At 71.2% G+C, this 24,123-nt stretch carries 25 protein-coding genes; 13 read left to right on the forward strand and 12 right to left on the reverse strand.

Going from position 1 to position 24,123, the window contains the following annotated elements; all coding sequences use genetic code 11:
- Positions 1-21 precede the first annotated feature (21 nt).
- Positions 22-1,182, forward strand: coding sequence for an iron uptake system protein EfeO (gene efeO, locus AB4Y76_RS10620; protein ID WP_441924952.1), 1,161 nt, complete (start codon positions 22-24; stop codon positions 1,180-1,182).
- Complete coding sequence (gene efeB, locus AB4Y76_RS10625; protein WP_441924954.1) at positions 1,179-2,447, forward strand: iron uptake transporter deferrochelatase/peroxidase subunit; 1,269 nt, start codon at positions 1,179-1,181, stop codon at positions 2,445-2,447. Before efeO ends, efeB begins: the two co-directional genes overlap by 4 nt.
- A gap of 104 nt (positions 2,448-2,551) precedes the next feature.
- On the opposite strand, the gene AB4Y76_RS10630 is transcribed toward efeB, so the two are convergent.
- On the reverse strand, positions 2,552-3,724 hold the full coding sequence (locus AB4Y76_RS10630; RefSeq protein WP_441924956.1) for a saccharopine dehydrogenase family protein: 1,173 nt from the start codon (positions 3,722-3,724) through the stop codon (positions 2,552-2,554).
- A gap of 76 nt (positions 3,725-3,800) precedes the next feature.
- Between AB4Y76_RS10630 and AB4Y76_RS10635 the strand changes: the two genes are divergently transcribed.
- Both AB4Y76_RS10635 and AB4Y76_RS10640 read left to right on the forward strand, forming a co-directional pair.
- Entirely contained in the window at positions 3,801-5,777 is a 1,977-nt protein-coding gene (locus AB4Y76_RS10635) for a beta-propeller domain-containing protein (RefSeq protein WP_441924958.1), read from the forward strand.
- Positions 5,778-5,809: 32 nt separating this feature from the next.
- On the forward strand, positions 5,810-6,079 hold the full coding sequence (locus AB4Y76_RS10640; protein WP_441924960.1) for a DUF2277 domain-containing protein: 270 nt from the start codon (positions 5,810-5,812) through the stop codon (positions 6,077-6,079).
- A gap of 34 nt (positions 6,080-6,113) precedes the next feature.
- On the opposite strand, the gene AB4Y76_RS10645 is transcribed toward AB4Y76_RS10640, so the two are convergent.
- Positions 6,114-6,797, reverse strand: coding sequence for a metal-dependent transcriptional regulator (locus AB4Y76_RS10645; RefSeq protein ID WP_441924962.1), 684 nt, complete (start codon positions 6,795-6,797; stop codon positions 6,114-6,116).
- A gap of 171 nt (positions 6,798-6,968) precedes the next feature.
- On the reverse strand, positions 6,969-7,352 hold the full coding sequence (locus tag AB4Y76_RS10650; RefSeq protein WP_441924964.1) for a hypothetical protein: 384 nt from the start codon (positions 7,350-7,352) through the stop codon (positions 6,969-6,971).
- 193 nt (positions 7,353-7,545) lie between these two features.
- Here AB4Y76_RS10650 and AB4Y76_RS10655 point away from each other — a divergent pair, with 193 nt between their 5' ends.
- From AB4Y76_RS10655 to AB4Y76_RS10685, 7 genes are all read left to right on the forward strand, one after another.
- Positions 7,546-8,178 (forward strand): response regulator, encoded by a 633-nt coding sequence (locus AB4Y76_RS10655; RefSeq protein ID WP_441924966.1) that lies wholly within the window; start codon positions 7,546-7,548, stop codon positions 8,176-8,178.
- A 109-nt stretch (positions 8,179-8,287) separates the two neighbouring features.
- Positions 8,288-8,626 (forward strand): ArsR/SmtB family transcription factor, encoded by a 339-nt coding sequence (locus tag AB4Y76_RS10660; protein ID WP_441924968.1) that lies wholly within the window; start codon positions 8,288-8,290, stop codon positions 8,624-8,626.
- Between the two features lie 4 nt (positions 8,627-8,630).
- Entirely contained in the window at positions 8,631-9,077 is a 447-nt protein-coding gene (locus AB4Y76_RS10665) for a hypothetical protein (protein ID WP_441924970.1), read from the forward strand.
- Between the two features lie 4 nt (positions 9,078-9,081).
- Complete coding sequence (locus tag AB4Y76_RS10670) at positions 9,082-10,770, forward strand: SulP family inorganic anion transporter (RefSeq protein ID WP_441924972.1); 1,689 nt, start codon at positions 9,082-9,084, stop codon at positions 10,768-10,770.
- 59 nt (positions 10,771-10,829) lie between these two features.
- Positions 10,830-11,414 (forward strand): adenylate kinase, encoded by a 585-nt coding sequence (locus AB4Y76_RS10675; protein WP_441924974.1) that lies wholly within the window; start codon positions 10,830-10,832, stop codon positions 11,412-11,414.
- Complete coding sequence (locus AB4Y76_RS10680) at positions 11,411-11,755, forward strand: hypothetical protein (RefSeq protein WP_441924976.1); 345 nt, start codon at positions 11,411-11,413, stop codon at positions 11,753-11,755. Before AB4Y76_RS10675 ends, AB4Y76_RS10680 begins: the two co-directional genes overlap by 4 nt.
- Positions 11,756-11,771: 16 nt before the next feature.
- Positions 11,772-12,119 (forward strand): zinc ribbon domain-containing protein YjdM, encoded by a 348-nt coding sequence (locus tag AB4Y76_RS10685; protein ID WP_441924977.1) that lies wholly within the window; start codon positions 11,772-11,774, stop codon positions 12,117-12,119.
- A gap of 69 nt (positions 12,120-12,188) precedes the next feature.
- Here AB4Y76_RS10685 and AB4Y76_RS10690 read toward each other — a convergent pair whose 3' ends face one another.
- From AB4Y76_RS10690 to AB4Y76_RS10730, 9 genes are all read right to left on the reverse strand, one after another.
- Positions 12,189-14,480, reverse strand: coding sequence for a methyl-accepting chemotaxis protein (locus tag AB4Y76_RS10690; RefSeq protein WP_441924979.1), 2,292 nt, complete (start codon positions 14,478-14,480; stop codon positions 12,189-12,191).
- Entirely contained in the window at positions 14,477-14,935 is a 459-nt protein-coding gene (locus tag AB4Y76_RS10695) for a chemotaxis protein CheW (protein WP_441924981.1), read from the reverse strand. Before AB4Y76_RS10695 ends, AB4Y76_RS10690 begins: the two co-directional genes overlap by 4 nt.
- The gene (locus AB4Y76_RS10700) at positions 14,935-17,265 is read right to left on the reverse strand and encodes a chemotaxis protein CheW (RefSeq protein ID WP_441924983.1); all 2,331 of its coding nucleotides are present in this window, start codon (positions 17,263-17,265) and stop codon (positions 14,935-14,937) included. Before AB4Y76_RS10700 ends, AB4Y76_RS10695 begins: the two co-directional genes overlap by 1 nt.
- A 115-nt stretch (positions 17,266-17,380) precedes the next feature.
- Positions 17,381-18,373 (reverse strand): SGNH/GDSL hydrolase family protein, encoded by a 993-nt coding sequence (locus AB4Y76_RS10705; protein WP_441924985.1) that lies wholly within the window; start codon positions 18,371-18,373, stop codon positions 17,381-17,383.
- 76 nt (positions 18,374-18,449) lie between these two features.
- A complete protein-coding gene (gene csrA / locus AB4Y76_RS10710; RefSeq protein ID WP_441924987.1) occupies positions 18,450-18,686 on the reverse strand; it encodes a carbon storage regulator CsrA in 237 nt (78 codons plus the stop codon).
- A gap of 139 nt (positions 18,687-18,825) precedes the next feature.
- Positions 18,826-19,212 (reverse strand): flagellar assembly protein FliW, encoded by a 387-nt coding sequence (fliW, locus tag AB4Y76_RS10715; RefSeq protein ID WP_441924989.1) that lies wholly within the window; start codon positions 19,210-19,212, stop codon positions 18,826-18,828.
- Positions 19,213-19,235: 23 nt separating this feature from the next.
- Positions 19,236-20,126: a flagellar hook-associated protein FlgL gene (gene flgL, locus AB4Y76_RS10720; RefSeq protein WP_441924991.1), complete on the reverse strand. Its 891-nt coding sequence runs from the start codon at positions 20,124-20,126 to the stop codon at positions 19,236-19,238.
- Entirely contained in the window at positions 20,126-21,517 is a 1,392-nt protein-coding gene (gene flgK / locus AB4Y76_RS10725) for a flagellar hook-associated protein FlgK (RefSeq protein WP_441924993.1), read from the reverse strand. Before flgK ends, flgL begins: the two co-directional genes overlap by 1 nt.
- Positions 21,518-21,519: 2 nt before the next feature.
- Positions 21,520-22,002 carry a flagellar protein FlgN gene (locus AB4Y76_RS10730; protein ID WP_441924995.1) on the reverse strand — a complete coding sequence of 161 codons (483 nt, stop codon included), beginning with the start codon at positions 22,000-22,002 and terminating at the stop codon, positions 21,520-21,522.
- A 218-nt stretch (positions 22,003-22,220) separates the two neighbouring features.
- On the opposite strand from AB4Y76_RS10730, the gene AB4Y76_RS10735 reads away from it, so the two are divergent.
- Together AB4Y76_RS10735 and AB4Y76_RS10740 are read left to right on the forward strand one after the other, a co-directional pair.
- On the forward strand, positions 22,221-23,063 hold the full coding sequence (locus AB4Y76_RS10735) for a sigma-70 family RNA polymerase sigma factor (protein WP_441924997.1): 843 nt from the start codon (positions 22,221-22,223) through the stop codon (positions 23,061-23,063).
- A gap of 200 nt (positions 23,064-23,263) precedes the next feature.
- A complete protein-coding gene (locus AB4Y76_RS10740; protein WP_441924999.1) occupies positions 23,264-24,067 on the forward strand; it encodes a flagellin N-terminal helical domain-containing protein in 804 nt (267 codons plus the stop codon).
- Positions 24,068-24,123: the final 56 nt, after the last annotated feature.

A 24,123-nucleotide genomic window follows, 5' to 3' on the forward strand; every position in this document is an offset into this window, starting at 1 on the left:
CACGACCCCGAAAGGTCCCCCGTGAAGTTCAGCACCCTGACTGCTGCCTGCGCCGTGCTCGTGCTGCCGCTGACCGCCTGCAGCCTGACCGAGGACAACAGCAAGGCCTCGTCGAGCAGCAACAAGATCACGGTCACGTCCTCCGCCGACAAGTGCGAGGTGTCCGCCACCAAGGCCGAGTCCGGCCCGCTCTCGTTCCAGGTCAAGAACACCGGCGACAAGGTCACCGAGTTCTACCTGTACGGCGAGGACGGCCTGCGGATCGTCGGCGAGGTCGAGAACATCGGACCCGGCCTGACCCGCGACCTGGTGCTGACCGCCCAGCCCGGCAGGTACTTCACCGCCTGCAAGCCCGGCATGATCGGCGAGGGCATCCGCTCGGCGTTCAAGGTCAGCGACTCCGGCAAGGACACCGCCATCACCGGCGTCGACCAGACCACGATCGACACCGCGCTGGCCCAGTACTCGTCGTACGTGAAGGACCAGACCAGCCAGCTGGTCGCCGACACCCAGGCTTTCGTCGACGCCTACAAGGCCGGTGACGACGACAAGGCACGCACGCTCTTCCCGCAGGCCCGCTCGCACTGGGAGGGCACCGAGACCGTGGCCGAGTCCTTCGGCGACCTCGACCCGCTGACCGACCTGCGCGAGGCCGACCTCGAGCCCGGCCAGAAGTGGACCGGCTGGCACCGGATCGAGAAGGACCTCTGGCCGCCGGCCACCGGGTACGCCGCCCTGACGCCGGCCCAGCGCGCCGTCTTCGCCGACGACCTGATGAAGAACATCACCACGCTGAACACCCGGGTCCAGGACCTGAAGTACACCGTCGACCAGATCGCCAACGGGTCCAAGGGCCTGCTCGACGAGGTCGCCACCGGCAAGATCACCGGCGAGGAGGACATCTGGTCGCACACCGACCTGTGGGACTTCCAGGCCAACGTCGACGGCGCGAAGGTCGGCTACGAGACCCTCAAGCCGCTCCTCGACGTGAAGGACGAGCAGCTCTCCGAGACGCTGGCCGCCCGGTTCGCCGCACTCCAGGCGCTCCTCGACAAGTACAAGCAGGGCGACGGCTTCGTCTTCTACGACACCGTGACCGAGCAGCAGCGTCAGCAACTCTCCGACGCCGTCAACGCGCTTTCCGAGCCGCTGTCGAAGATGGCCGGGGCACTCACCCTGTGACCGGGCGGACGACCGACGTCTCGCGCCGGCGGCTCCTCGGAGTCGCCGGCGCCGGCGCGATCGCGGGTGCGGCGGCGATCGGCGGCTTCGAGCTCGCGCAGGCTGCCGAGAACACCGAGGGCGCCCCCGCGGCCGGACTCGCCTACGACTTCCACGGCGACCACCAGGCCGGCATCGTCACGCCCAGCCAGGACCGGCTGCACTTCGCCTCCTTCGACGTGACCACCGACTCCCGCGAGGAGCTGGTCGCGCTGCTGAAGGCCTGGACCGCGGCCGCCGTCGCGCTCACGGCCGGCGACCCGGTCGGCGCGGCGTCCACCACCGGCTACGCCTCACCGCCGCTGGACACCGGCGAGGCGCTCGGCCTGCCGGCCTCCGGCCTGACGCTGACCTTCGGGTTCGGGCCGACTCTCTTCGAGAAGGACGGCAAGGACCGCTTCGGGCTGGCCGACCGGCGGCCCGCCGTACTGGAGCGGCTGCCGCACTTCCCCGCCGACAACCTCGATCCGGCGCGCAGCGACGGCGACCTCTGCGTCCAGGCCTGCGCCAACGACCCGCAGGTGGCGGTACACGCGATCCGCAACCTGGCCCGGATCGGGTTCGGCACCGTCGCGATGCGCTGGAACCAGCTCGGCTTCGGCCGGACCTCGTCGACGTCGACGACGCAGGCCACGCCGCGCAACCTGATGGGCTTCAAGGACGGCACCGCCAACGTCAAGGGCGAGGACGCGAAGGCGGTCGACGACTTCGTCTGGGTGGCCGACGGCGACGACCCGAAGGCGGCCTGGCTGGCCGGCGGCTCCTACCTGGTCGCCCGCCGGATCAAGATCCAGATCGAGCCCTGGGACCGGACCTCACTCGCCGAGCAGGAGGCGCTGATCGGGCGCGAGCGCGCCCACGGCGCCCCGCTCTCCGGCGGCACCGAGTTCACCGAGCTCGACCTGGAGATCGAGGGCCGCGACGGACCGCTGATCCCCCTGGACGCACACGTCCGGCTCGCGCACCCGTCGCAGAACAACGGCACCCGGCTGCTGCGCCGCGGCTACAACTTCACCGACGGCACCGACGCCCTCGGCCGCCTCGACGCCGGCCTCTTCTTCATCGCATTCGTCCGCGACCCGGCCAAGCACTACATCCCGATGCAGAACCAGCTCTCCGCGAAGGACGGGCTGATGGAGTACCTGCAGCACACGGGGTCCGGGCTCTGGGCGGTGCCGCCGGGGGTGCGGAAGGGCGAGTACGTGGGGCAGGCGCTGTTCGCGTAGCGGGGGCGCGGAATCACCTCTTCCCTTGGGAAACTGTCACTTCCAGCCCGAAACATCAGGCTGTTCGCGAAGTTTCACCCCTTCCCTTGGGATTCCGCCCGCGCTCACACCACCTCGAAGCGGATCCCGGCAGCCACCAACCGGTCGAGGAGCCGATCACCCATCGCGGTGGCGGTCGTGACCTGGCCGGAGGTCGGCGGGTTGTCGTCGAAGGCGAGGCAGAGGGCGGACTCGGCGAGCATCTTCGCGGTCTCGGTGTAGCCGGGGTCGCCGCCGGAGACGCGGGTGTGGACGGTCTCGCCGCCGGCCTCGCCGACGAAGTCGACGGTGAACCACGACTTCGCGCGGCGTGACTCGGACGGCCCCTCGCCCTGCTTGATCCGCTTCTTGAGGAACTCCCGCGCCGGCGGGATGTTGGCGGCCAGGACGAGTGTGCCCACGGCCACCGATCCGCCGATCGTGTAGCGCAGCGTCTTCAGGCCGGCGAAGTGGCTGTAGCTGAAGTCCGGCCCGTACGACGCCAGCGCGGCCGCCGACCGGGTGACGACGAGCGGGTCGATGGTCGGCATCGGCAGCAGGTAGTAGCCGAGGACCGGGTCCTTGGTCGGCTTGCCCTGGACCCAGCGAACGTTGCGCCCTGCCGGTCGCCCCTCCTTCTTCCGTCGGGCCGACAGCGCCTTCTTGGCGTCACCCTGCCGGGACATCGCGCCCATCGCGGAGTGGAAGGTGCCGCCGGAGAACTGCGCACCGCTGCGGACGACACCCCGGATCCGGGTCTCCTGCCCGGCGGGCAGGTGACGCAACGTGAAGTAGGCGCCGAGGTCGTGCGGGATGGAGTCGAACCCGCAGGCGTGCACGATCCGGGCGCCGCTGGCGACCGCGGTGTCGTGGTGCTCGAGGTACATCCGGTCGACGAACTCGGGCTCGCCGGTGAGGTCGACGTAGTCGGTGCCGGCCGCCGCGCAGGCGGCGACCAGCGGCTCGCCGTACTCCAGGTAGGGGCCGACGGTCGTGATGACCACCTTCGTCCGGGACGCGACCGCGGCGAGCGACGCCGGGTCGGTGACGTCGGCGTGGAGCAGCTCGAGGGCTTCGCAGGCGGGGTTGAGCCGGGCGAGCCGCGCGCGCACCTCCTCGAGCTTGGCGGTGCTGCGGCCGGCCAGCGCCCAGCGGCAGTCCGCGGGGGCGTGGGCGGCGAGGTACTCGGCGGTGAGCGCACCGGTGAAGCCGGTGGCGCCGAAGACGACGATGTCGAGGTCACGCTCGGAGGTGGGCACGGGTGCTCCTGGCCGGTTGCTGGGAAGGGTCGTCGCGGCGACGGAACCACCGGAAGCCTACCCACGTCGGATCGGCATGCGAACCCGTACCAAGGCCGCCTTCGGCGGCGGACTGACCGCAGCCGCCGCCCTCCTCGGGATCGCCGTCGCCGGGGTCGCGACGACGACCGCGGTGGTCGCGCTCGATCCGCTCGCACCGGCCGCCCGCGCCGACGGCCTGCGCGCGTTCGACGACTGCGCCGAGCTGCTGGCCTGGTACCAGGACCGGGGCGTCGCGGAGGTCGGACCGTACGGCTGGGCCGGCAGCGTCACGATGGACCTCGCGTACGACGGCGTCGCCCTCGCGACCACCGCTGAGCGCGCGCCCGCGTCCGCCGCCTCCGGCGAGGCCCGGGCGAGCAGCCCCACCGGCACGAACACCCAGGAGGCCGACGTCGACGAGCCGGACGTGGCGAAGACCGACGGCCGGCGGGTGGTCCGGCTGACCCAGGACGGCGTCCTGGTGGTGACCGACGTGACGGGCACCCGGCCCCGCGAGCTCGGCCGCCTCCGGCTCCCGGGCCAGGCGGCCGGGGACGACGAGCTGCTGCTGGTCGGCGAGCACGCCCTGGTCGTCGGCGGCGACCTGGCCGCGATGCCGCGTGTGAACAGCGACTCCCCGACCGATCTGGTCGCGCCGCGGGCGATGGTGCTCTACCGCCCGTCGGGCACCCGGCTCGTCGACGTCGACCTGAGCGACCCAGCGTCACCGCGCGTCGCGCACGTCGACCGGTACCAGGGCCGGCTCGTCTCCGCCCGCGCGTACGACGGCACGATCCGGCTGGTAACGGACACCGGCCGCCCCGACCTGACGTGGACGTTCCCGACCGGAGGGACGGGCCGCGCGGTGTCCCCTCGCGAGGCGCTGGCCCGCAACCGGGCCCTGGTCCGGGCCACCACGATCGAGGACTGGCTGCCCGCCGTCGTGACCGGCGGGCAGCGCCGGCCCCTGGTCGACTGCGCGGACGTGCTGCACCCGCAGAAGTGGTCCGGCGCCGACACCCTGGCCGTCACGACGTTCCCGGCCGACGACGTCGAGGACCGCGGCAGCGTCGCCCTCACCGCCGACGGACAGGTCGTCTACTCCTCCGCCGACCGGCTGTACGTCGCCTCCGCCCGCTGGGACCCGAGCCCCCAGCCGGGCATGCCGGGGATCGTCGAGGGGGACGTCCGCCGGCCGGCGCCGGTGCGGACGGGGCCCGCCGTCACCGACCTGCACGCCTTCGCCCTGGACGGCACCACCACCCGGTACGTCGCCTCCGGCAGCCTGGCCGGCACGCTGCGCGACCGCTGGTCCCTCGACGAGCAGGACGGCGTCCTGCGGGCCGCGTGGACCCGGCAGACCGGGAACCGCACGACCAACGGGATCAGCACGTTCGCCGAGCGCGACGGCGTGCTCGCCCGGGTCGGGGAGCTCGCGGACCTCGGGATCGACGAGCAGGTCCAGTCGGTGCGCTGGCTCGGCGACCTCGCCGTCCTGGTCACCTTCCGGCAGGTGGACCCGCTCTACACCGTCGACCTGTCCGACCCCGCGCGCCCGCGGACGCTCGGGGCGCTGAAGATCCCGGGCTACTCCGGCTACCTGCACCCGCTCGGCGACGGCCTCCTCCTCGGCCTGGGCGTCGATGCGACGGCCACCGGCGAGAACCTGGGCGCCCAGGCCGCGGTCTTCGACATCGCCGACCCCGACCACCCGGTACGCACCTCCCGGCAGGGCTTCGGCCGGGAAACGGGCCTGCCGGCGGTCGAGGACCCGCGCGCCTTCACCTGGCTGCCGGACCGGCGTACCGCGCTCACCACGGTGCAGGCGTCGGACGGCCGGACCCGCCTGGTCGCGCTCGACGTGTCGGCCGACGGCGGCCTGGGCACCCGGGTCCTCGCCGAGGACCTCCAGGGCTGGCAGGTCCGCACGCTGCCGCTGGCCGACGGCCGGGTCGCCCTGGTCGACCAGCAGGCCGGGGAGCAGGCCGGGGAGCACGGAGAGCAGCAGGTGCGGGTGCTCGAAGTCGGCTGAACGGCGCTCGCGCGCGGCGTACGCTCGACGGCATGTGCCGCAACATCCGGACCCTGCACAACTTCGAACCGCCCGCGACCCACGACGAGGTGCACGCCGCCGCGCTGCAGTACGTGCGCAAGGTCAGCGGGTCGACCAAGCCGTCGCAGGCCAACCAGGCCGCGTTCGACGAGGCCGTGCTGGAGATCGCCGCGGCGACCCGGCACCTGCTGGAGCACCTGACCACGACGGCCCCGCCGAAGGACCGCGAGGTCGAGGCCGCCAAGGCGCGGGCTCGCGCGGAGCTGCGCTACGGGACCTGAGGTCCAGGCGCTGCCTACCTCACCGCGTCTCGGCTCACGCCACCGTCACGAAGATGTGGTCCGCCGCCTCGGCGACGATCTCGGCGGTCTCGCCGCCGCTGCCGAGCAGGACGCCCTCGTCGGTCGCCACGACCGCGACCGTCTCGCCGGGCTGCGCGCCGATCCGCCGCAGAACGCCCATCAGCGTCTCGTCCTTCTGCATCTCCTCGGAGATGCGGCGGACCCGGACGCGGGCGGACTCCGGGCCGGCCGTCTCGGTCAGCGAGGCGACGCCGTCCATGAAGTCGCCGGCGTCGCTGTCGCCGAGCTCGGCGAGGCCCGGGATCGGGTTCCCGTACGGCGACTCGGTCGGGTGGTCGAGGAGCTCGAGGAGACGGCGCTCGACGGCCTCGCTCATCACGTGCTCCCAGCGGCACGCCTCGGCGTGCACGAGCTCCCAGTCCAGGCCGATCACGTCGACCAGGAGGCGCTCGGCCAGGCGGTGCTTGCGCATCACCCGGGTGGCGGAGTGCAGGCCGACCTCGGTGAGCTCGAGGTGGCGGTCGCCCTCCACGGTCAGCAGGCCGTCGCGCTCCATCCGGGCCACGGTCTGGGACACGGTCGGGCCGCTCTGGTGCAGCCGCTCGGCGATCCGGGCACGGAGCGGGACGATGCCCTCCTCCACGAGCTCGTAGATCGTGCGGAGGTACATCTCGGTGGTGTCGATGAGGTCACTCACCGGGCCATTGTGTCACCGGTCGAGGAGCGTCCCTGACCGACGTCCGCCGCAGCGGGCGGCGTCAGGCGTGGTGCAGGGCAAGGCGGAGGAAGGAGGCGGCCCGGGTTTGGCCGGCGACTGACGACAACGCAGCCAGGCGCCGCGGATGGCGTCGCCCGCGACGGAGGTCGGTCAGGGACGCTCCTGCAGGAGGTGCTGCGCCACCCGTCGCTGCATCGGGATGCGGTGCGCCGGGCCGGAGCGGGCCAGCATGTCGGCGATGTCGTGCACCGAGACGCGGCCGGACACCGACGACGCCGAGGGGTCGATCTCGCCCACCAGGGTCTCCTCGGCGAGGTCCGCCGGGACCCGGCCGCCCAGGATCAGGCGGTAGTGGGTGTCGGTGAGGTCGAAGTCGATGTCGGCGACGACGGCCGTGCGGTACTCCCCGTCGGCCTTCACGAGCACCCGCTCGCCGTACTCCAGGCCACGCGTCAGGGAGGTCTCCCCGTGCGCGACGACGAGCGAGCGGCTACGACGGGTGAACTCCGAGAGCTCGGTGACGATGAGTTCCATGACGACCCTCCCCTTGAGTCACCACCACGGTGACTTCAGGGAGTTCAACGATCAAGCGCGGTGTCGGTTACGCCCGATTTTGCAGACTTTTCCGGTCCAACCGGTCTATACCATTTTGTCCGATATTGCAGGGATTGGAATGATTCGCCTGCGCCCGGCGCCTCCGGAGCGATAGAAACTGAAGGTGAGCCGGATGCTGCGCGTTTTCCTCCTGGACGACCACGACATCGTGCGTCGTGGGGTACGCGCGCTCCTGGAGTCCGGCGGCGACGTCGAGATCGTCGGCGAGGCCGCCAATGTGGCCGACGCGGCCGAGCGCATCCCGGCCCTCGCCCCCGACGTGGCGGTCCTCGACGCCCGCCTGCCCGACGGCTCGGGCATCGAGCTCTGCAGCCGGCTCCGCACCAGCGCGCCGGGCGTGCGCTGCCTGATCCTGACCAGCTACGACGACGAGGAAGCGATCGTCTCCGCGATCCAGGCCGGCGCGGCCGGCTACGTCCTCAAGGAGGTCGAGGGCGACTCGCTGCTCTCCTCGGTCCGCGCCGTCGGCGAGGGCCATTCGCTGATCGACCCCGTGATGGCGCGCCGCGTGATCGCCTGGATCGAGCACGGGTCGGAAGGCCCCCAGGAGCTGGCCGGCCTGACCGAGCAGCAGCGCAAGATCCTCGAGCTCCTCGCCGAGGGCCTCACCAACAAGGAGATCGGCGACCGGCTCTACCTCGCCGAGAAGACGGTGAAGAACCACGTCACCCGCATCCTCGCCAAGCTCGGGGTCCAGCGCCGGACCCAGGCCGCGCTCCTGGCTTCCAGGCTGCTGCTGCGCTGAGCCGTCCGAGCCGTCCGCCCGGCCCGGGCCACGAAACGCCTTCACGACTTGCACACTTCTTCAAGTCATGTACTCTTCAGGTCTGGTCGGAGAGTGAAGGAGGGCGGTCGTGGGCGTTCCGCTGTACCAAGCCAAGGCGGAGTTCTTCAAGACGCTCGGGCACCCTGCCCGGATCCGGATCCTCGAGCTGCTCAGCGAGCGCGACCACGCGGTCCACGAGCTGCTCGACGCGATCGCCATCGAGGCCAGCAACCTCTCCCAGCAGCTCGCGGTGCTGCGGCGTACGTCGATGGTGGTCTCGCACCGCCAGGGCAGCGAGGTCGTCTACAGCGTCAGCGTCCCCGAGGTTCGCGACCTGCTCCTCGCCGCCCGCTCCATCCTGTCCGGCATCGCCGCCAGCCAGGCCGACCTGGAGCCGGAGCTGACGCCCGGCCCCGGCGTCCGCTGAGCCGATGCGCATCGCCGTCATCGGTCAGCCCGGGAGCGGAGCGACCACCCTGGCCCGCGTGCTCGCCGTCCGCCTCGGTGTCCGGGCCATCGACGAGGTCGACGAGCTCCGTACGCACGCCACGCCCGCCGAGAACGTGGTCCTCGACGGGATCCCCGGCTCCCTCCCCGATCTGAAGGAGCTCGAGGACGGACCGTACGGCGTCGCCCTCGACCACGTCCTCCACCTCCACGTCGGACTCGACGTCCGTGCCCTCCGGATCGCCCGCCAGGTCGTCGCCGGGAGCACCGGGCCCGAGGAGGAGCGGCGGGTCGTCCGCACCCTTCCCGACCTCGACGACGTGGTCGAGCGCCTGGCCGCCACTGTCCCGGTGACCCGGATCGACGCCAGCAGGAGCCGTACCGAGGTCCTCACCGACGCGCTCGACACCCTCGGCCTGACCTGGGGCTGACGCCGTGACGAACTCGCGCCTGACCCCCGGAGGCACTGCGCTCCTCGACCGCACGCGCGCTCTGCTCCCCACCCGCGCGGACTGGTCGTGCGCACGCGGCCGGGACCTGACTGCCGGACTGATGGTGGCGCTGGTGGCGCTGCCGCTGGCCCTCGGGTTCGGCATCAGCTCCGGGCTCGGCGCCCGCGCCGGGCTGGTCACCGCCGTGATCGCGGGGGTCGTCGCTGCCACCTTCGGCGGGAGCCGGGTCCAGGTGAGCGGGCCCACCGGGGCGATGACGGTCGTCCTGGTTCCGATCGCGGCCCGCTTCGGAGCCGACGGCGTCCTCGTCGTCGGGCTCCTCGCCGGCCTGTTCCTGATCGGCCTGGCCCTCGCGCGGGTGGGCCGGTTCATCCACTACGTCCCGGTGCCCGTCGTCGAAGGCTTCACCCTGGGGATCGCGGCGATCATCCTGCTGCAGCAGGTTCCCGCCGCGCTCGGCGTCGAGGCCGACGCCGGCACCACCCTCGGCGTCGCGCTGGACGCGCTCGCGTCCTGGCTCCAGCACCCGACCACGGCGCCCGTGGCCGCGACGCTCGTCGCCGTGGCAGCGATCCTGCTGGTCGCCCGGGTCCGACCCGGGCTTCCCGGTCCGCTGGTGGTCGTCGTCCTCCTGACGGTGGCGAACCGGGCGCTGGACCTGGGTCTGGCACCGATCGGGAAGATCCCCGCCGGCCTGCCCGTGCCGCACTTCCCGTCCGCAGCCTGGGACCAGCTCAACTCCCTGGTGCTTCCCGCGATCGCGGTCGCCACCCTCGCCGCCCTGGAGAGCCTGCTCTCGGCCACCGTGGCGGACGCGATGTCCGTCGGCGACCGCCACGACCCGGACCGCGAACTCGTCGGCCAGGGCCTGGCCAACCTGGTGGTTCCACTCTTCGGGGGGATCCCCGCCACCGCCGCGATCGCCCGCACCGCGGTCAACGTCCGCGCGGGCGCCGGGTCGCGCCTGGCGGCCGTGACGCACGCGCTCGTCCTGCTGGTCATCGTGCTGGTGGCCGCCCCGCTGGTCTCGGAGATCCCGCTGGCCGCGCTCGCCGCGGTGCTGATCGCCACCGCGATCCAGATGGTCCGGGTCTCCAGCGTGTCCGCGCTGCTGCGCTCCACCCGGGGGGACGCCGCGGTCCTGATCCTCACCGCGGTCGCGACGATCGCCTTCGACCTCGTCACCGCGATCCTGGCCGGACTGGTCCTCGCCGGGTTCATCGCGATCCGCCAGACCGCGCAGGCCGCACGGCTCACCGAAGTTCCGCTCGAGGACGGCGCCGGTTCCGACCACCACGAGGAGCGACAGCTCCTCGACCAGCACATCGTCGCCTACCGGATCGACGGCCCGATGTTCTTCGCCGCCGCCCACGACTTCCTGCTGCAGCTCGTCGAGGTCGGCGACGTCCGGGTCGTTGTCCTGCGGCTCTCCCGGGTGACCACCCTCGACGCCACCGGCGCCACCGTCCTCGCCGACGTGATCGACCGGCTCGAGGCGCGCGGCATCACCGTGCTCCTCTCCGGCGTGAAGCCGGAGCACGACAACGTGCTCCACCGGCTCGGGACCTACGACCGCCTGGCGGACGGGCGGCATGCCTTCGCCACCACGCCGGAGGCGATCGAGCACGCACGCCTGCACGCCGCCCGTACCGGCTGCCCCGCACCGACATGACCCACCTCCCGGGCAACGACGCCCCGTTCGATCAGCACCGTCGACAGAAAGGCCGCTCCATGCGCCTGCTCCTCATGGGACCCCCGGGCTCCGGCAAGGGAACCCAAGCCACCCGGATCGCCGCCGGTCTCGGGATCCCGGCCATCTCCACCGGCGACATCTTCCGGGCCAACGTCGCCGACGCGACCCCGCTGGGTCGCGTCGCGCGCGAGTACATGGACGCCGGCGAGTACGTGCCCGACCAGGTGACCAACGCCATGGTCCGGGACCGTCTCGCGCATCCCGACTGCGAACCCGGCTTCCTCCTCGACGGCTATCCGCGGACCCTGCAGCAGGTCCACGAGCTCGACTCGTTCCTCGACGAGGGCACGAACCGGCTCGACGCGGTGGTCGAGCTGGTCGTCGACCGCGACGTCCTGGTCGACCGGCTCCTGCTGCGCGCCCGCTCCGAGGGCCGCGCCGACGACACCCTCGACGTGATCCGGCGGCGCCAGGAGGTGTACGCCGAGCAGACCGCTCCGCTGACCGCCGAGTACGCCGCCCGCGGGCTGCTGCACGCCGTCGACGGCGACGGCCAGGTCGAGCTGGTCAGCGAGCGGATCACCGGCCTGCTCGCCGGCCTGGGCGCCACCAGCACGCGATGACCCAGCCAGCCACCCGGCGCGCCCGGCACCTGATGGTGCCGGGCCAGCCGGCGCCCCGCCCCAGCGGCGGCATGACGATCACCACCGTCCAGCGGTGGGTGCTCGCCTCGCTCGCGCTCATCACCATCGAGCACCTCGCCGGCGCCATCGTGCTGGCGGCCGTCTTCACCGACGAGTCGCGGCCCGGCACCCGGATCGGTCTCCTCGCCGTCGCCACCGGATTCGCCCTCGTCGGCATCGTGGCGGCGAGGCTGATCTTCCAGAGGTCCCCGTTCAGTCCCTGGCTGGCGTGCGCGCTGCTCCCCGCGGCGGTCGGCACCTGGCTCTGCTTCCTCCGATGACCAGGAGAACCACCCCATGAGCAATGCCTTCCCGCCCTGCCCCGCCTGTGGAAGCGAGTACACCTATGCGATGGATCCGTTGCTCGTCTGCCCCGAGTGCGCCCACGAGTGGTCACCCGCCGAGGCCGACGAGGCAGCGGCGGAGCCGGTGATCCGGGACGCGGTCGGCAACGAGCTGGCCGACGGCGACACCGTCACCGTGGTCAAGGACCTCAAGGTCAAGGGCTCCTCGACAGTGGTGAAGGTCGGCACCCGCGTGAAGAACATCCGCCTCGTCAACGGCGTCGGCGACCACGACATCGACTGCAAGGTCGACGGGATCGGCCCGATGCAGCTCAAGTCGAGCGTCGTCAAGAAGATCTGAGGCTGTCTCCGGCAAAGCAGAACGCCGGAGCAGCACCCCCTGGGCCGCTCCGGCGTTCTCCCCCCGATGTCAGACGGTGAACCGTCCGACCAGACTCTTCAGCTCGGTCGCCATCCCGGACAGGTCGGTCGCCGACTGGAGCGTGTTCTGGGCACCCTGGCGGGTGTCCTCGGCCGCGCTGGCGACCTGGGTGACGTCCTCGGCGATGCCGTTCGCGCCGGCCGCCGCCTCGGTCACGCTGCGGGCGATCTCGTTGGTGGTGGCGGTCTGCTCCTCGACCGCGGACGCGATCGTGGTCTGGATGTCGTTGATCCGGCCGATCACCTCGGCGATCTCGCTGATCGCGGAGACCGCGCCCTGGGTGTCGGACTGGATCGCCTCGATCTTCTGGCCGATGTCCTCGGTGGCCCGCGCCGTCTCCTTGGCGAGCTCCTTGACCTCGTTCGCGACGACCGCGAATCCCTTGCCGGCGTCACCGGCACGCGCGGCCTCGATGGTCGCGTTCAGGGCCAGCAGGTTGGTCTGCTGGGCGATCGAGGTGATCACCTTGATGACCTGGCCGATCTCGGCGCTGGACTCACCCAGGCTGGCGACGGTTCCCTGCGCGGAGCTCGCGACGGAGACCGCGCCGGTCGCCACGGAGGCGGCCTCGGTGGCGTTCTTGGCGATCTCGCGGATGCTCGCGGTCATCTCCTCCGCGGCCGTGGCCACGGTCTGGATGCTCGCGGACACCTGCACCGACGCGCTGGAGGCGCTCGCGGCACGGTCCGAGGTCGCGGTCGCGCCGTCGCCCATGCCCTGCGAGAGGATCGTCAGCTGCTCGGAGGCCACCGCCAGGGTGTCGGCGGTCGAACCGATGTTGGTCATGCTGCCGCGCAGCGTGGCCATCAGCGAGCCCAGGCCGGCCGCGAGCTGACCGATCGCGTCGTCACCGGAGATCGGGATCTCCCGGGTGAGGTCGCCATCGGCGGCCGCCCGGACCACCTCGAGGACCAGGTCGACCTTGCGGGCGAGCTCGGCCGCCGTCTCGCGGTCGGCCGTCTCCTTCTGCAGCCGGTCGAGCGCCTGGGAGACCAGCCGGCCGACGTTGCGCAGCGCGTCGAGGCGCTGGGCGCTCGGGTGCAGCGTCTCGGTGGCGAAGAAGTCCATCGTGCCGACGATCTGGCCGCCGACGTGGATCGGGAAGCAGACACCCGACTTCACGCCGACCTGCTGCGCCACGGGAGCGCGGACGCAGTCGGTCATCTCGCCGATGTCCTGGGTGAAGAACAGGTCGTTGGTCGCCCAGGCACGACCGGACAGGCCGACGCCCTTGGCGAAGGAGGCCTCCAGGGTGACCTTGCGGAACTCCGGGCCGGCGTCGCCGGACTCGATCGCGAACTTGAGCTTGGCGTCGGCCTCGTCGACCTTCCAGAACGAGCCGTAGGCCCAGCCGAAGTCGCTGCGCACCGTGTCGAGGGTGATCTGCAGCGCCTCCTCGTACGACGCCGCCGACGCGAGCCGGGAGAGCACGTTGTTGACCGCGGTGGTGTCCGCGGCGGCCTCGGCGATCGCCCGCTCGTTCTCCAGCTTGTCGGTGATGACCTCCCAGGTCGCCATCGCGCCGATGTACTCGCCGTTCTTGTCCCGGATCGCCGAGACCAGCAGGTCCAGCGTCTCCGGGCCGACGCCGATGTTCGCGCGTCGCGGCAGGTTGGCGTCGTCGACCAGGATGCCCCGCTGGAAGCGCGGCTCCTTGTGGAAGATGTCCAGGCTCGACCCGACCACGTCGGCCGCCTTGACCGGCAGGTGGGTCTCGAGCTTGGTCAGCGTCTCCAGCGACGCCGGGTTCATGTAGGTGATGTTGAACTCGCGGTCGGCGAACATCATGTTCGTCGGCGAGTTCTCCATCATCGAGGTGATCCGGGCGACCTCGCGCTCGAGGGCCAGCTTCTCGGTGACCAGGTCCCAGGTCGCCATCGCGCCGACGTACTCGCCGTTGTCGTCGTACACGGCGGCGACGTTGAGGTCGAGCGTCTCCGGCCCGACGCTGATCAGCGCACGACGCGGCAGGTTGGAGACGTCGGCCAGCATGTGGCGCTGGTACGACGGGTCCTTGTGGAAGATGTCGAGGCTCGCGCCGACGAGCTCGTCCGGGCTGACCGGGATCCAGTCGGCCAGGCCGCGCAGGCCTTCCACGGTCGCCGGGTTGGCGTAGGTGATCACGAAGTCGCGGTCGGCGAGCATCACCCGCGTGGGCAGCCCGTCGAGCACCGAGATCATCTTGGTGAGGTCGGGTGCGGCCGTCCTGGTGGCCGTCGTGGACTTGCGCCGCGTCGTCGCCGTGGACCCGTTGACCGGGGCGGTGTCGAGCTCTGTCATGGGGTTCCTCCGGTTGTTTCGGGCACAGCCGTGACGTCGGCTGCACGATCGGCGTCGAGCACGAGCAAGATCGCCTCGGGGAGCGGGAGCACCCCGACGACGACGTCCTGGACGATCGACGGCACGTTGGCGGGTGCGGGCTCGAGCTCGAGCCCGCCGGTGTCGATGACGTCGCCGATGTCGTCGACGAGGAGGCTGACCACCTCGCCGCGACTGCGGACGATCACGTTCATCGGAAGTGCGTCGTCGGGCCGGGCCGGCAGGCCCAGACGGCAACGCAGGTCGAGCGCGGTCACGATCTGGCCGCGCAGGTTGATGAGTCCCTGGATGGCCTCGGGGGCCGACGGGACAGCGGTCAGCTGCTGGTAGCGCAGCACTTCCTGGACCTCCGAGACGGCGACCCCGAAGAAGAGGCCGTCGACCCAGAAGGTGCAGTACTGGTCGTGCGTGGTCATCAGGCTCCCCTGCCGCTCAGGGCGACGACGGCGTCGAGGTCGACGAGGTCGGTCACCCGGTCCTGGATCACCGCGGAGCCGAGGACGCCGGTACGACGCCCGACCTCGCTGCGCACCACCGCGGCGTCGACCACGTCGAGGACCCGGTCGATGACGATGCCGACCATCCGGGAGTCCGCGCCTTCGACCGTCTCGTGGACCACCACGGAGACCTGGTCGTCGTCGCGGGTGCTCTCCGTCAGGCCGATCGCCGGGGCGAGCCGGACCAGCGGCAGGATGCCGTCGCGGTACTGCACCGCCTCGGCCCCGCCGGAGCGCTCGATCCGCGCGACCGGGAACTCCTCGAGCCGGCTGACCTCGCGCAGCGGCAGGGCCGCCCGCCGTCCGCCGGCCACCTCGAGGACGAGCAGCGCGGTGGTGTCCTCGTCGGTGTGGTTGTCGCTCTGCGCGTTGACCGCGGCGGCCACGTGCTGGCCGACGGCCCGGTTGTGGGCGATCCCGGGGACGTCGAGGATCAGCGCCACCCGGCCGTCGCCCATGATCGTGGCGCCGGCGTACGTCGGCATCGCCTTGAGCTGGCGGCCGATCGGCTTGACCACGATCTCCTGGGTGTCGTGCACCTCGTCGACGCAGAGCCCGAAGCGGAGGTCGTCTGCCTGGACCACGACCACGGTGAGCGCCTCGCTGTCGCGGGCCGGCCGGCCGAGCACCTCGGACAGCGTGACCAGCGGCAGCAGGTGTCCGCGCAGCCGGAGCAGCGGCGCACCGGCGAGGACCTCGACGTTGCGCTCGCGGTCGTCGGCCTCCAGGCGGACCAGCTCGACCAGGTTGGCCTGCGGGATCGCGTACCGCTCGTCGCCCTCCCCGACCACCAGGGCGGGGATGATCGCGAGGGTCAGCGGGATCCGCACCCGGCAGGTGGTGCCGACGCCGACCTGGCTCTGCATGTCGACGGTGCCGCCGATGCGCTCGATGTTGGTGCGCACGACGTCCATGCCGACACCGCGGCCGGACACGTTGGTGACCTCGGCGGCGGTCGAGAAGCCGGGCTGGAAGATCAGGTTGAGGACCTCGCGGGACTCCATCCGGGCCGCCTGGTCGCGGGTCACGACGCCACGGGCGACGGCGACGCGGAGGATGTTCTCCGGGTCGATCCCCTTGCCGTCGTCGGAGATCTCGACGACGACCTGGCCGCTCTCGTGGAATGCGCGCAGCGACAGCCGTCCCTGAGCGGACTTGCCCGCGGCGACGCGGTCCTCGGGCTTCTCGATCCCGTGGTCCAGCGCGTTGCGGACCAGGTGGGTCAGCGGGCCCTTGAGCGCCTCGAGCAGCGAGCGGTCGAGCTCGGTGTCGTGGCCCTCCATCTGGAGGTCGACGTCGCGGCCGAGCTGGACGGCGAGGTCGCGGACGATGCGCGGCATCTTCGACCAGACCTGGCCGATCGGCTGCATCCGCGTCTTCATGATGCCTTCCTGCAGCTCGCTGGCGACCAGGTCGAGACGCTGGGCGGCACGGACGAGCTCGATGTCCTCGGCCCCCTCGGTGCGCTGGAGGACCTGGTTGCGGGTGAGCACCAGCTCCCCGACCAGCTGCACGAGGCTGTCGAGCAGGTCGACGTCCACGCGGACGGAGGCGTCGACCACGTTGCGGCGTACCGGGTCGTCCTCGGTCCCGGCCTGGTCCACCGGCGGTTCCACCGGCTGGTCGACCGGCAGGTCCACCGGCAGGTCCACCGGCAGGTCCACCGGCAGGTCCACCGGCTGGTCCACCGGCTGGTCCACCGGCTGGTCCACCGGCTGGTCGTCGAGCTTGTCGAGACGCGGCGACGGAGGCACCTCGGCCACCACCTCGGCAACCACCTCGGCCTCTTCGACCTCGGAGGTCATGACGGGCTCCGGGCCCTCGGCGGCGGCGGGCGTACCCTCCCCTGCGTCCGCTGCCCCCTCGAGGACTGCCCGGAGCTCCGTCACGACGGCTTCGACGTCGACGTCACCGGCGGTGTCCCCGCCGGTGCGCTCGACCGACTCGAGCAGCGCGCGCACGGTGTCCACCATGCGCAGCAGCGACTCGGTCACCTGGGCGTCCATCGCCATCTCCCCGTCGCGCAGACGGGACAGGAGGTTCTCGCCGACGTGGGTCAGCGCCTCGAGGCGGTTGAACGCGAGGAAGCCACTGGTCCCCTTGATGGTGTGGATCGTGCGGAAGATGCTCGAGAGCAGCTCCCGTGATCCGGGTGCGCGCTCGAGCTCGACCAGGTCCCGGTCGAGCTGGTCCAAGTTCTCGTGACTCTCCACGAGGAACTCGGCGATGATCTCGGCATCGTCGTCCACTGTGCCTCCCTCTGACACCGGTGTTCATCGGCACTCCGCAGCGGGAGTTGAGGGTTTGGCGCGGCGACCTGGGAAGTACTCCCCGGTTCCGGAAGAGGCGGCGCGCCGCCGGGGCTCACGGGGTCCCGGTCAGCACCTTCATCACCGAGCGGTACTGGCTGGCCGCGCCCGCGGAGTTCGGGTGCGCCGGGACGGCCACCGCCAGGCCGTTGAGGGAGACGATGCCGAGGCCCTCGACGTACCGGGTGAGCGGGCTGGTGCAGACGCCGTGGCCGGTGGAGTCGCCGAAGCTGTCGACGAGCTCGGCCCCGCCCGCCGCCGCTGCGCGCGCCACCATGGCATTGAGCCGGCCGAAGGTGTCGTGCAGGTACGCCATGTCGGTGTTCGTGATCGGCACCAACGGGTAGCAGCCCTTCTCGGGGATGGCGTCCAGGTAGTTGAGCATCAGCACGCGCGCCCGCGGCGAACGCCGGTGGATCTCCGCCAGCGCGGCCACCAGCTTCGGTTCGGAGGCGGCGATCCGGTCGGCGAGCTGGTCGTGGCCGTCCTTGACGAAGCGCTGCTTGCAGCCGCCGAGCGGGACCGAGCTCCCCAGCAGCGGCAGCGAGACCGGCAGCGCCAGCGCGTCGAAGGCCGAGGTGTTGGCGGGCAGCAGGTTGATGCAGCTGATCGCCGCGCCGGCGAAGCCCGCGTCGTTGCCGCCGATCCCGACGGTGACCAGGTCGGTGGTCGGGGTGAGGCGGTCGAACTGAGCCGGGTTCGTCTCCCCGGTCGGCAGCCCGGTCTGCGGGCGGGAGAAGTCGTCGGTGGTCGCCGAGCCGCAGGTGGCGTCGCGGAACGACGCGACCCCGAGCGCCTTCGCGACCAGCTTCGGGTAGTTGCGGTGCGACTGGGCACAGCCGGTGGGCGCGTAGGTGGTGTCGGGCAGGCCGTCGAGGTCGGCGATCACGACGTCGGCGGACCAGGAGTCACCGAGGGCGACGTACTCGGAGTACGACGGTGCCGAGGTGGGCGCGGTGTCGGCGGTCGCGGGTGCGCCGACGGCGAACGGTGCGGCCAGCGCGGCGAGCGCGCACGACGAGAGCAGCAGGCGGGAGGAGCGGAGCATGGTGAGACCTCGCTTCGGACGACTGCACCCTCAACTGCGGTGCCCGCCCCGGGTCACGCCCGGCCCGGCAAGTGCCCTAGTCCGCCTTGCCGCGCAGCGCCTTGCTCAGGTTCGCCACCGCGTCCTCGCTGGGCGAGGCGGCCTCGCGGTTGCTCGACTCCAGCTGCTCGAGGAGCTCGGCACGGTGCACCGAGACCGAACGGGGCGCGTCGATGCCGACCCGGACGACGTCACCACGCACCTCGAGGATCGTGACGGTGACGTCGTCGCCGATGACGACGCTCTCGCCGATGCGGCGACTCAGGACCAGCATGGGTGAAGGCTACGCGAACGAGCGGAGCAACCGCGAGCTTGCTCGCATGTTGCGGAGCGACGATCACGCGAACGAGCGAAGCAACCGCGAGCTCGCTCGCATGTTGCGGAGCGAGCAGCGTTGAGGAGCGGAGCGACGATCACGCCACCAGGGGTGCTGCCAAGGGCAACGACGGGTCGTCCAGGATGACCTGGCTCCCCCGGAGCGTCACGGTGTTGATGAGGACCGGCGCCATCAGGTTGGCGGTGGTGGTGCCGAGCGACTCGCCCGCGTTGAGGACGAGCAGGACCACGACGTCGTCCGGCGAGCTGATCTCGAGGTCCGCGACGACGTCGTCGGAGACCTCCGGCGCGTAGTCGGGGAAGAACGGCACCGGCGGCATCACCAGGAAGCGCAGGTCCGGGTCCTCCAGCGAGCGGAGCTGGCAGAGGACGCCGCCCTCGTCGAGCTGGACCAGCGCGAACCGGCGCTGCTCGGGGAAACCGGGCAGCGGGTGGACGAGCTCGATCGCCGGGATGTCGGGCATGCTCCGGATCATCGCAGACGCGGTCATCGGAGGAAGTCCAGGAGGCTCGGCTGCATCACCTTGGACGTCGCCGCGAGCGACGCCTGGTACGCCGTCTGCTGCATCTGCAGGTCGACGATGACCTTCGGCAGGTCGGCGTTCTCGACCTCCGAGAGCGACGTCCGCAGCCGGAGCTCGTCGTCGGAGGACGCCTGGATCGCGGACTCGACCCGGATCTGCCGGCTGCCGACCTCGGTCTGCGCGTTGAGCATCGCGTCCCGGTCGGCGTTCAGCGTGGTGATGCTGGCGCTGATCTGGGCCTGGTTGCCGGTGCGCAGCGCGTTGGACAGCGTCGCGAGGTGGTCGAAGACCGAGTTGCCGGCCGGGCCGAACGCCTGCTGTCCGTCCATGTCGACCCGGATCGTGGTTCCGGCGGAGACCGTCCGGTTCACCGCACCGGTGATCCCGATGAAGGTGCCCGTGGTGTCGTAGGCGAGCTTGCCGGCGGTCACGCCGCCGAAGACCGGCCGTCCCAGGTAGCTGGTGTTGGCGGTGTCGATCAGGCCTCCGCGGATCTGGTCGACCTCCGCGGCGAGGGCGTCGCGCGCGGCCTGACCGGCGGTGCCCTCGTTGGCGCCCTGGAGCGCCAGGTCGGTCGCCCGCATCACCTGGCTGCCGGCCGAGGTGAGCGCCGAGTCGATCTGGGTCAGCCAGCCGTTCCCGTCCGAGGCGTTGCGGCCGTACTGCTTGACGTCCGCGAGGGAGGACCGGATCCGCATCGCAGAGGTGGTGTCGGTCGGCGAGTCGGAGGGGCGGTTGAGCACCCGCCCGGTCGACATCTGCTCCTGGAGCTTGGCGAGCCGGCCGATGCCGGTCTGGAGTGCTCCGACCGACCGGTCGGTGAGCATCCGCTGGGTGACTCTCTGGATGGCCATCAGTGCGTCAGCCCCGTCCGGTTGATCAGGGTGTCGAGCACCGAGTCGAGCGTGGTCATCAGGCGGGAGGCCGCCTCGTAGGCGTGCTGCGCCGCGAGCATGGACACCGTCTCCTCGTCGAGGTTCACCCCGGCGAGCTGCTCCCGGGAACCGTCCACCTGGCTGGTCAGCACCTGCTGGTTGGTCGCCAGCCGGGTCGACGAGGCGACCTCGCTGCCGAAGCCGTTGACCAGCCGCTGGTAGGCGTCCTCGACGCCGGTCGCACCGGCGAGCGCGGTGGCGTTGGAGGCGTCGAGCCCGCCGCCGGCGACCCCGGAGGCCGCGATCTGCGACGTCGAGGTCAGGGCGACGGCGATCGAGGAGGCCGGGTTCGCCGGGTTGTAGCTGAAGAACGCGACACCCGGGTTGCCGGCGATGTCGAAACCGGCCTGGTGCTGGGTGTTGATCTCGTCGGCGAGCTGCTTGGCGACCGCGTCGAGACCGGCCGAGTACGCCGGCAGCGTGGTGGTGAGCAGGTCGGTCACGCCGCCGATCTCGCCGACCATCCCGCCCGGCACCGTGGTCGTGCCGCTGGTGTCGGTGATCTGGTAGACGATCGGGAGGCCGTCGCTGGCGCCGGTCGGCGTGATGCCGCTGGCGATCTCGAAGGTCCCGGCGTTCGCGCCGGTGACCAGCGGGACGCCGTTGACGGCGACGTCGAACCCGCCGTCGGAGCGCAGGGTCGCGGTGGCGCCGGTGAGCTCGGAGAGCCGCATCGCGAGCTGGTCGCGCTTGTCGAGCAGGATGCCCGCGTCGGTCCCGTTGAGGTTCGCGATCGCGATCGACCGGTTGGTCGACGCGAGGTCCTTCGCCACGGTGTTCACCTCGGTGACGTCGGCGACCACGCGGATGCGCTGGTCGCCGGACTCGGAGGTGATGTTGCGCGCCTGGATCTGGAGGGCGTCGGCGAGCGTGGACGCCTTGCCGAGCACGGCGGACCGGGCGGCGTCGCTGCCCGGGTTGTTGGCGAGGTCGTGCCAGGCGCTGCGGAAGTCCGCGATCGCGGCGGCGACGCCGGAGTCACCGGGCTCGCCGATCCCGGACTCGACGCGCTCGAGCACGCTCTGCCGGATGTCGAGGTAGGACTGGTTGCCGTGCTCGCGGCGGGCCCGGATGTCGAGCAGCGGGTCGACCATCCGGTCGATCGAGCCGACCTTGACACCGTCACCGGTGCTCACGGACCGGGACCAGAGCGCGGGCGCGGCGGGGGCCCCGACGGCCTCGCCGTTGACCCGGCGGCGGGCGTAGCCCTCGGTGCCGACGTTGGCGATGTTGCCGCCGGCCACGTCCATGACGACCCGGTTGTACTGGAGCGCGGTGAGCGCGTTGTTGAGCGAGGAGAACGACGACATCTCTACAGGCTCCAGTCCACGAGTCGCTGCTGGGTGGGCGCGCCGACGGTGACCGCGTCGCCGTCCGCGTTGTAGCTCTGGACGCCGTCGTCGAAGGACATCAGCGTCTCCCGGGCCGAGCGGTAGCCGACCGTGATCAGCTCCCGGTTGGTCTCGGCCAGCGCGGTGATCTCCCGCGTCGAGACCAGGAAGGCCTCGTGGTGGTCGAGCAGAATGGTCCGCCAGGGCTCGTCCACGGCCTCGGCGAGCGAGCGGAGGCTGGGGTTGTGCTCCAGGCCGAGCGAGGCGGCTGCCTCGTCGGCGGCGACGGATCGCAGGATCTCGGTCTGCCGGATCGTCTCGAGAACGTGCTCGACCTCGCGGGCAGCCCGCATCAGCCAGCGGTTGCGCCCGCTGGCGAGCACGAGCTGTTCCTGCTCCAGCTTGAACAGCAAGGTCTCGAGCAGCTCGCGTTCACGCCACAGGATCTGCGACAGCTTTTCCATGACGGCCCTTCGTCTTTCCACGGTTCCCGAGCGGGATTGCACCGGACTCATCGGGCGGAGAAAGGGTGACCTGAGGCGTTTTCGGGGCCGAAATGGTCATGTCGTGACCCCTTCGGGTCAGGCCCGATCGGGCCCAAAGTCCCTACTTACCGGACCAAGCGGTCAAACCGGACATCTAGTCCTACCAAAACGGACATTTGGGCTACATCGTCATACCCATGAGCGAGCGCAACGACACCCCCGAGCGGGACGAGCTGATCACCAGCAACATCCCCGTCGTGACCCACATCGTCCGCGAGACCATGGGCCGGGTCCCCAGCCACGTCAGCCGCGACGATCTCACCTCTGCCGGCCTGGCCGCCCTGGTCCAGGCGAGCAAGTCCTACGACGCCGAGCGCGGCGTCCCCTTCGCCCGGTACGCCGCCACTCGGGTCCGCGGCGCCATCCTCGACGAGCTGCGCGGCATCGACTGGGCCTCCCGCTCGGTCCGCCGCCGCGCCCGCGACCTGGACGCCACCCGGTCCCAGCTGGCCGGCATCCTCGGCCGGGTGCCGAGCACCGAGGAGGTCGCCAAGGCCGTCGGGATGACCCTCGCCGAGATCGCTCAGAACGACGACGACATCGCCCGTGCCCAGGTCCTCTCCCTCCAGGGAGCCCAGGACGCGTCGCTCGACGACATCCTGCCCTCGCACGGCCCGACCCCGGAGCAGCTCGTCGAGCACCGCGAGCGCCTCACCTACCTGGTCGAGGCCGTGGCCGAGCTCCCGGAGCGCCTGCGGATCGTCATCTCCGACTACTTCCTCGAGGAGCGCCCGATGGCGGAGATCGCCGCCGAGCTCGGCGTCACCGAGTCGCGCGTCTCGCAGATGCGCGCCGAGGCGCTCGTCCTGCTCCGGGACGCCCTGAACCACGAGCTGGACCCCAGCCTGGTCACCCAGCACGCCCGCCCCCAGGGCTCCGCCGCCCGCCGCCGCGACGCCTACTTCGCGGCCGTCGCGTCCCGGCACGCCGCCTCCGTGCGCCGGCCGGTCGGGATCGTCGCGCTCGACGAGACCGCCTGACGTCCCTGGACGTCCTGCACGCCCCAGCACGACCGGGTGACCGGATCGCGGCGGCGTGCCCAGGACGACCAGGGCACGAGGAAGAAGCCGAAAAAATCTCGGAAGAATCCTCAACCCCGCTGTAGCCGGGCCGATGGTTACGGCGCAAGGCCAAGGAAGGCCTGCAGCACCTGACTCACTATTCCAGGAGGGAAAACATCATGAGTCTTCGTATCAACCAGAACACCGACGCCTTCAACGCGTACCGCAACCTCTCGGTCACCCAGGGCCAGCTGAGCAAGTCGCTCGAGAAGCTGTCCTCCGGTTTCCGGATCAACCGCGCTGCCGACGACGCAGCCGGCCTCGCGATCTCCGAGGGTCTGCGCTCGCAGGTCGGTGGCCTCAAGGTCGCGGTCCGCAACGCCCAGGACGGTATCTCCGTCGCGCAGACCGCTGAAGGCGCGCTCACCGAGGTCCACTCCATGCTGCAGCGCATGAACGACCTCGCCGTTCAGTACAACAACGGCACCCAGAACACCGACTCGCAGGCCGCCCTGAAGTCCGAGTTCGACGCGCTGAACACCGAGATCGGCCGGATCGAGACCAACACCAAGTTCAACGGTGTCTCGCTCTTCGGTGGTAGCGCCACCACGACCTTCCAGGTCGGCTACGCCAGCACCGACACGATCGACGTCGACCTGTCCTACCAGCCGACCGGCGACACCTCGGCCCTGGACATCACCACCGCCGGTGGCGCCTCGGACGCCGTCCAGACCGCGATCACCAAGGTCTCGACCGCCCGTGCCAACCTCGGTGCGATCCAGAACCGGTTCGAGCACACCATCAACAACCTCAACGTCGCGGTGGAGAACCTGTCCGCGTCGGAGAGCCGGATCCGTGACACCGACATGGCGTCCGAGATGGTCAGCTTCACCCGCTCGAACATCCTGTCGCAGGCCGGCACCGCGATGCTCGCCCAGGCCAACCAGGCCTCGCAGGGCGTGCTGCAGCTGCTCCGCGGCTGATAGCGGCTGAGATACACGAAGCACAGCAATGATCCGGGCGAGGGCGGTTTCCCGCC

Source organism: Marmoricola sp. RAF53, assembly GCF_052114005.1.
Classification (GTDB): domain Bacteria; phylum Actinomycetota; class Actinomycetes; order Propionibacteriales; family Nocardioidaceae; genus Marmoricola.

Coding starts and splice junctions, on each gene's coding strand:
- flgL (WP_441924991.1), bottom strand. CDS start 20,126: ATGGCCATCCAGAGAGTCACCCAGCGGATGCTCACCGACCGGTCGGTC.
- AB4Y76_RS10635 (WP_441924958.1), top strand. CDS start 3,801: ATGCGAACCCGTACCAAGGCCGCCTTCGGCGGCGGACTGACCGCAGCC.
- AB4Y76_RS10675 (WP_441924974.1), top strand. CDS start 10,830: ATGCGCCTGCTCCTCATGGGACCCCCGGGCTCCGGCAAGGGAACCCAA.
- AB4Y76_RS10640 (WP_441924960.1), top strand. CDS start 5,810: ATGTGCCGCAACATCCGGACCCTGCACAACTTCGAACCGCCCGCGACC.
- AB4Y76_RS10685 (WP_441924977.1), top strand. CDS start 11,772: ATGAGCAATGCCTTCCCGCCCTGCCCCGCCTGTGGAAGCGAGTACACC.
- AB4Y76_RS10740 (WP_441924999.1), top strand. CDS start 23,264: ATGAGTCTTCGTATCAACCAGAACACCGACGCCTTCAACGCGTACCGC.
- AB4Y76_RS10690 (WP_441924979.1), bottom strand. CDS start 14,480: ATGACAGAGCTCGACACCGCCCCGGTCAACGGGTCCACGGCGACGACG.
- AB4Y76_RS10680 (WP_441924976.1), top strand. CDS start 11,411: ATGACCCAGCCAGCCACCCGGCGCGCCCGGCACCTGATGGTGCCGGGC.
- AB4Y76_RS10665 (WP_441924970.1), top strand. CDS start 8,631: ATGCGCATCGCCGTCATCGGTCAGCCCGGGAGCGGAGCGACCACCCTG.
- flgK (WP_441924993.1), bottom strand. CDS start 21,517: ATGTCGTCGTTCTCCTCGCTCAACAACGCGCTCACCGCGCTCCAGTAC.
- AB4Y76_RS10650 (WP_441924964.1), bottom strand. CDS start 7,352: ATGGAACTCATCGTCACCGAGCTCTCGGAGTTCACCCGTCGTAGCCGC.
- AB4Y76_RS10735 (WP_441924997.1), top strand. CDS start 22,221: ATGAGCGAGCGCAACGACACCCCCGAGCGGGACGAGCTGATCACCAGC.
- AB4Y76_RS10695 (WP_441924981.1), bottom strand. CDS start 14,935: ATGACCACGCACGACCAGTACTGCACCTTCTGGGTCGACGGCCTCTTC.
- AB4Y76_RS10655 (WP_441924966.1), top strand. CDS start 7,546: ATGCTGCGCGTTTTCCTCCTGGACGACCACGACATCGTGCGTCGTGGG.
- fliW (WP_441924989.1), bottom strand. CDS start 19,212: ATGCCCGACATCCCGGCGATCGAGCTCGTCCACCCGCTGCCCGGTTTC.
- AB4Y76_RS10705 (WP_441924985.1), bottom strand. CDS start 18,373: ATGCTCCGCTCCTCCCGCCTGCTGCTCTCGTCGTGCGCGCTCGCCGCG.
- csrA (WP_441924987.1), bottom strand. CDS start 18,686: ATGCTGGTCCTGAGTCGCCGCATCGGCGAGAGCGTCGTCATCGGCGAC.
- AB4Y76_RS10730 (WP_441924995.1), bottom strand. CDS start 22,002: ATGGAAAAGCTGTCGCAGATCCTGTGGCGTGAACGCGAGCTGCTCGAG.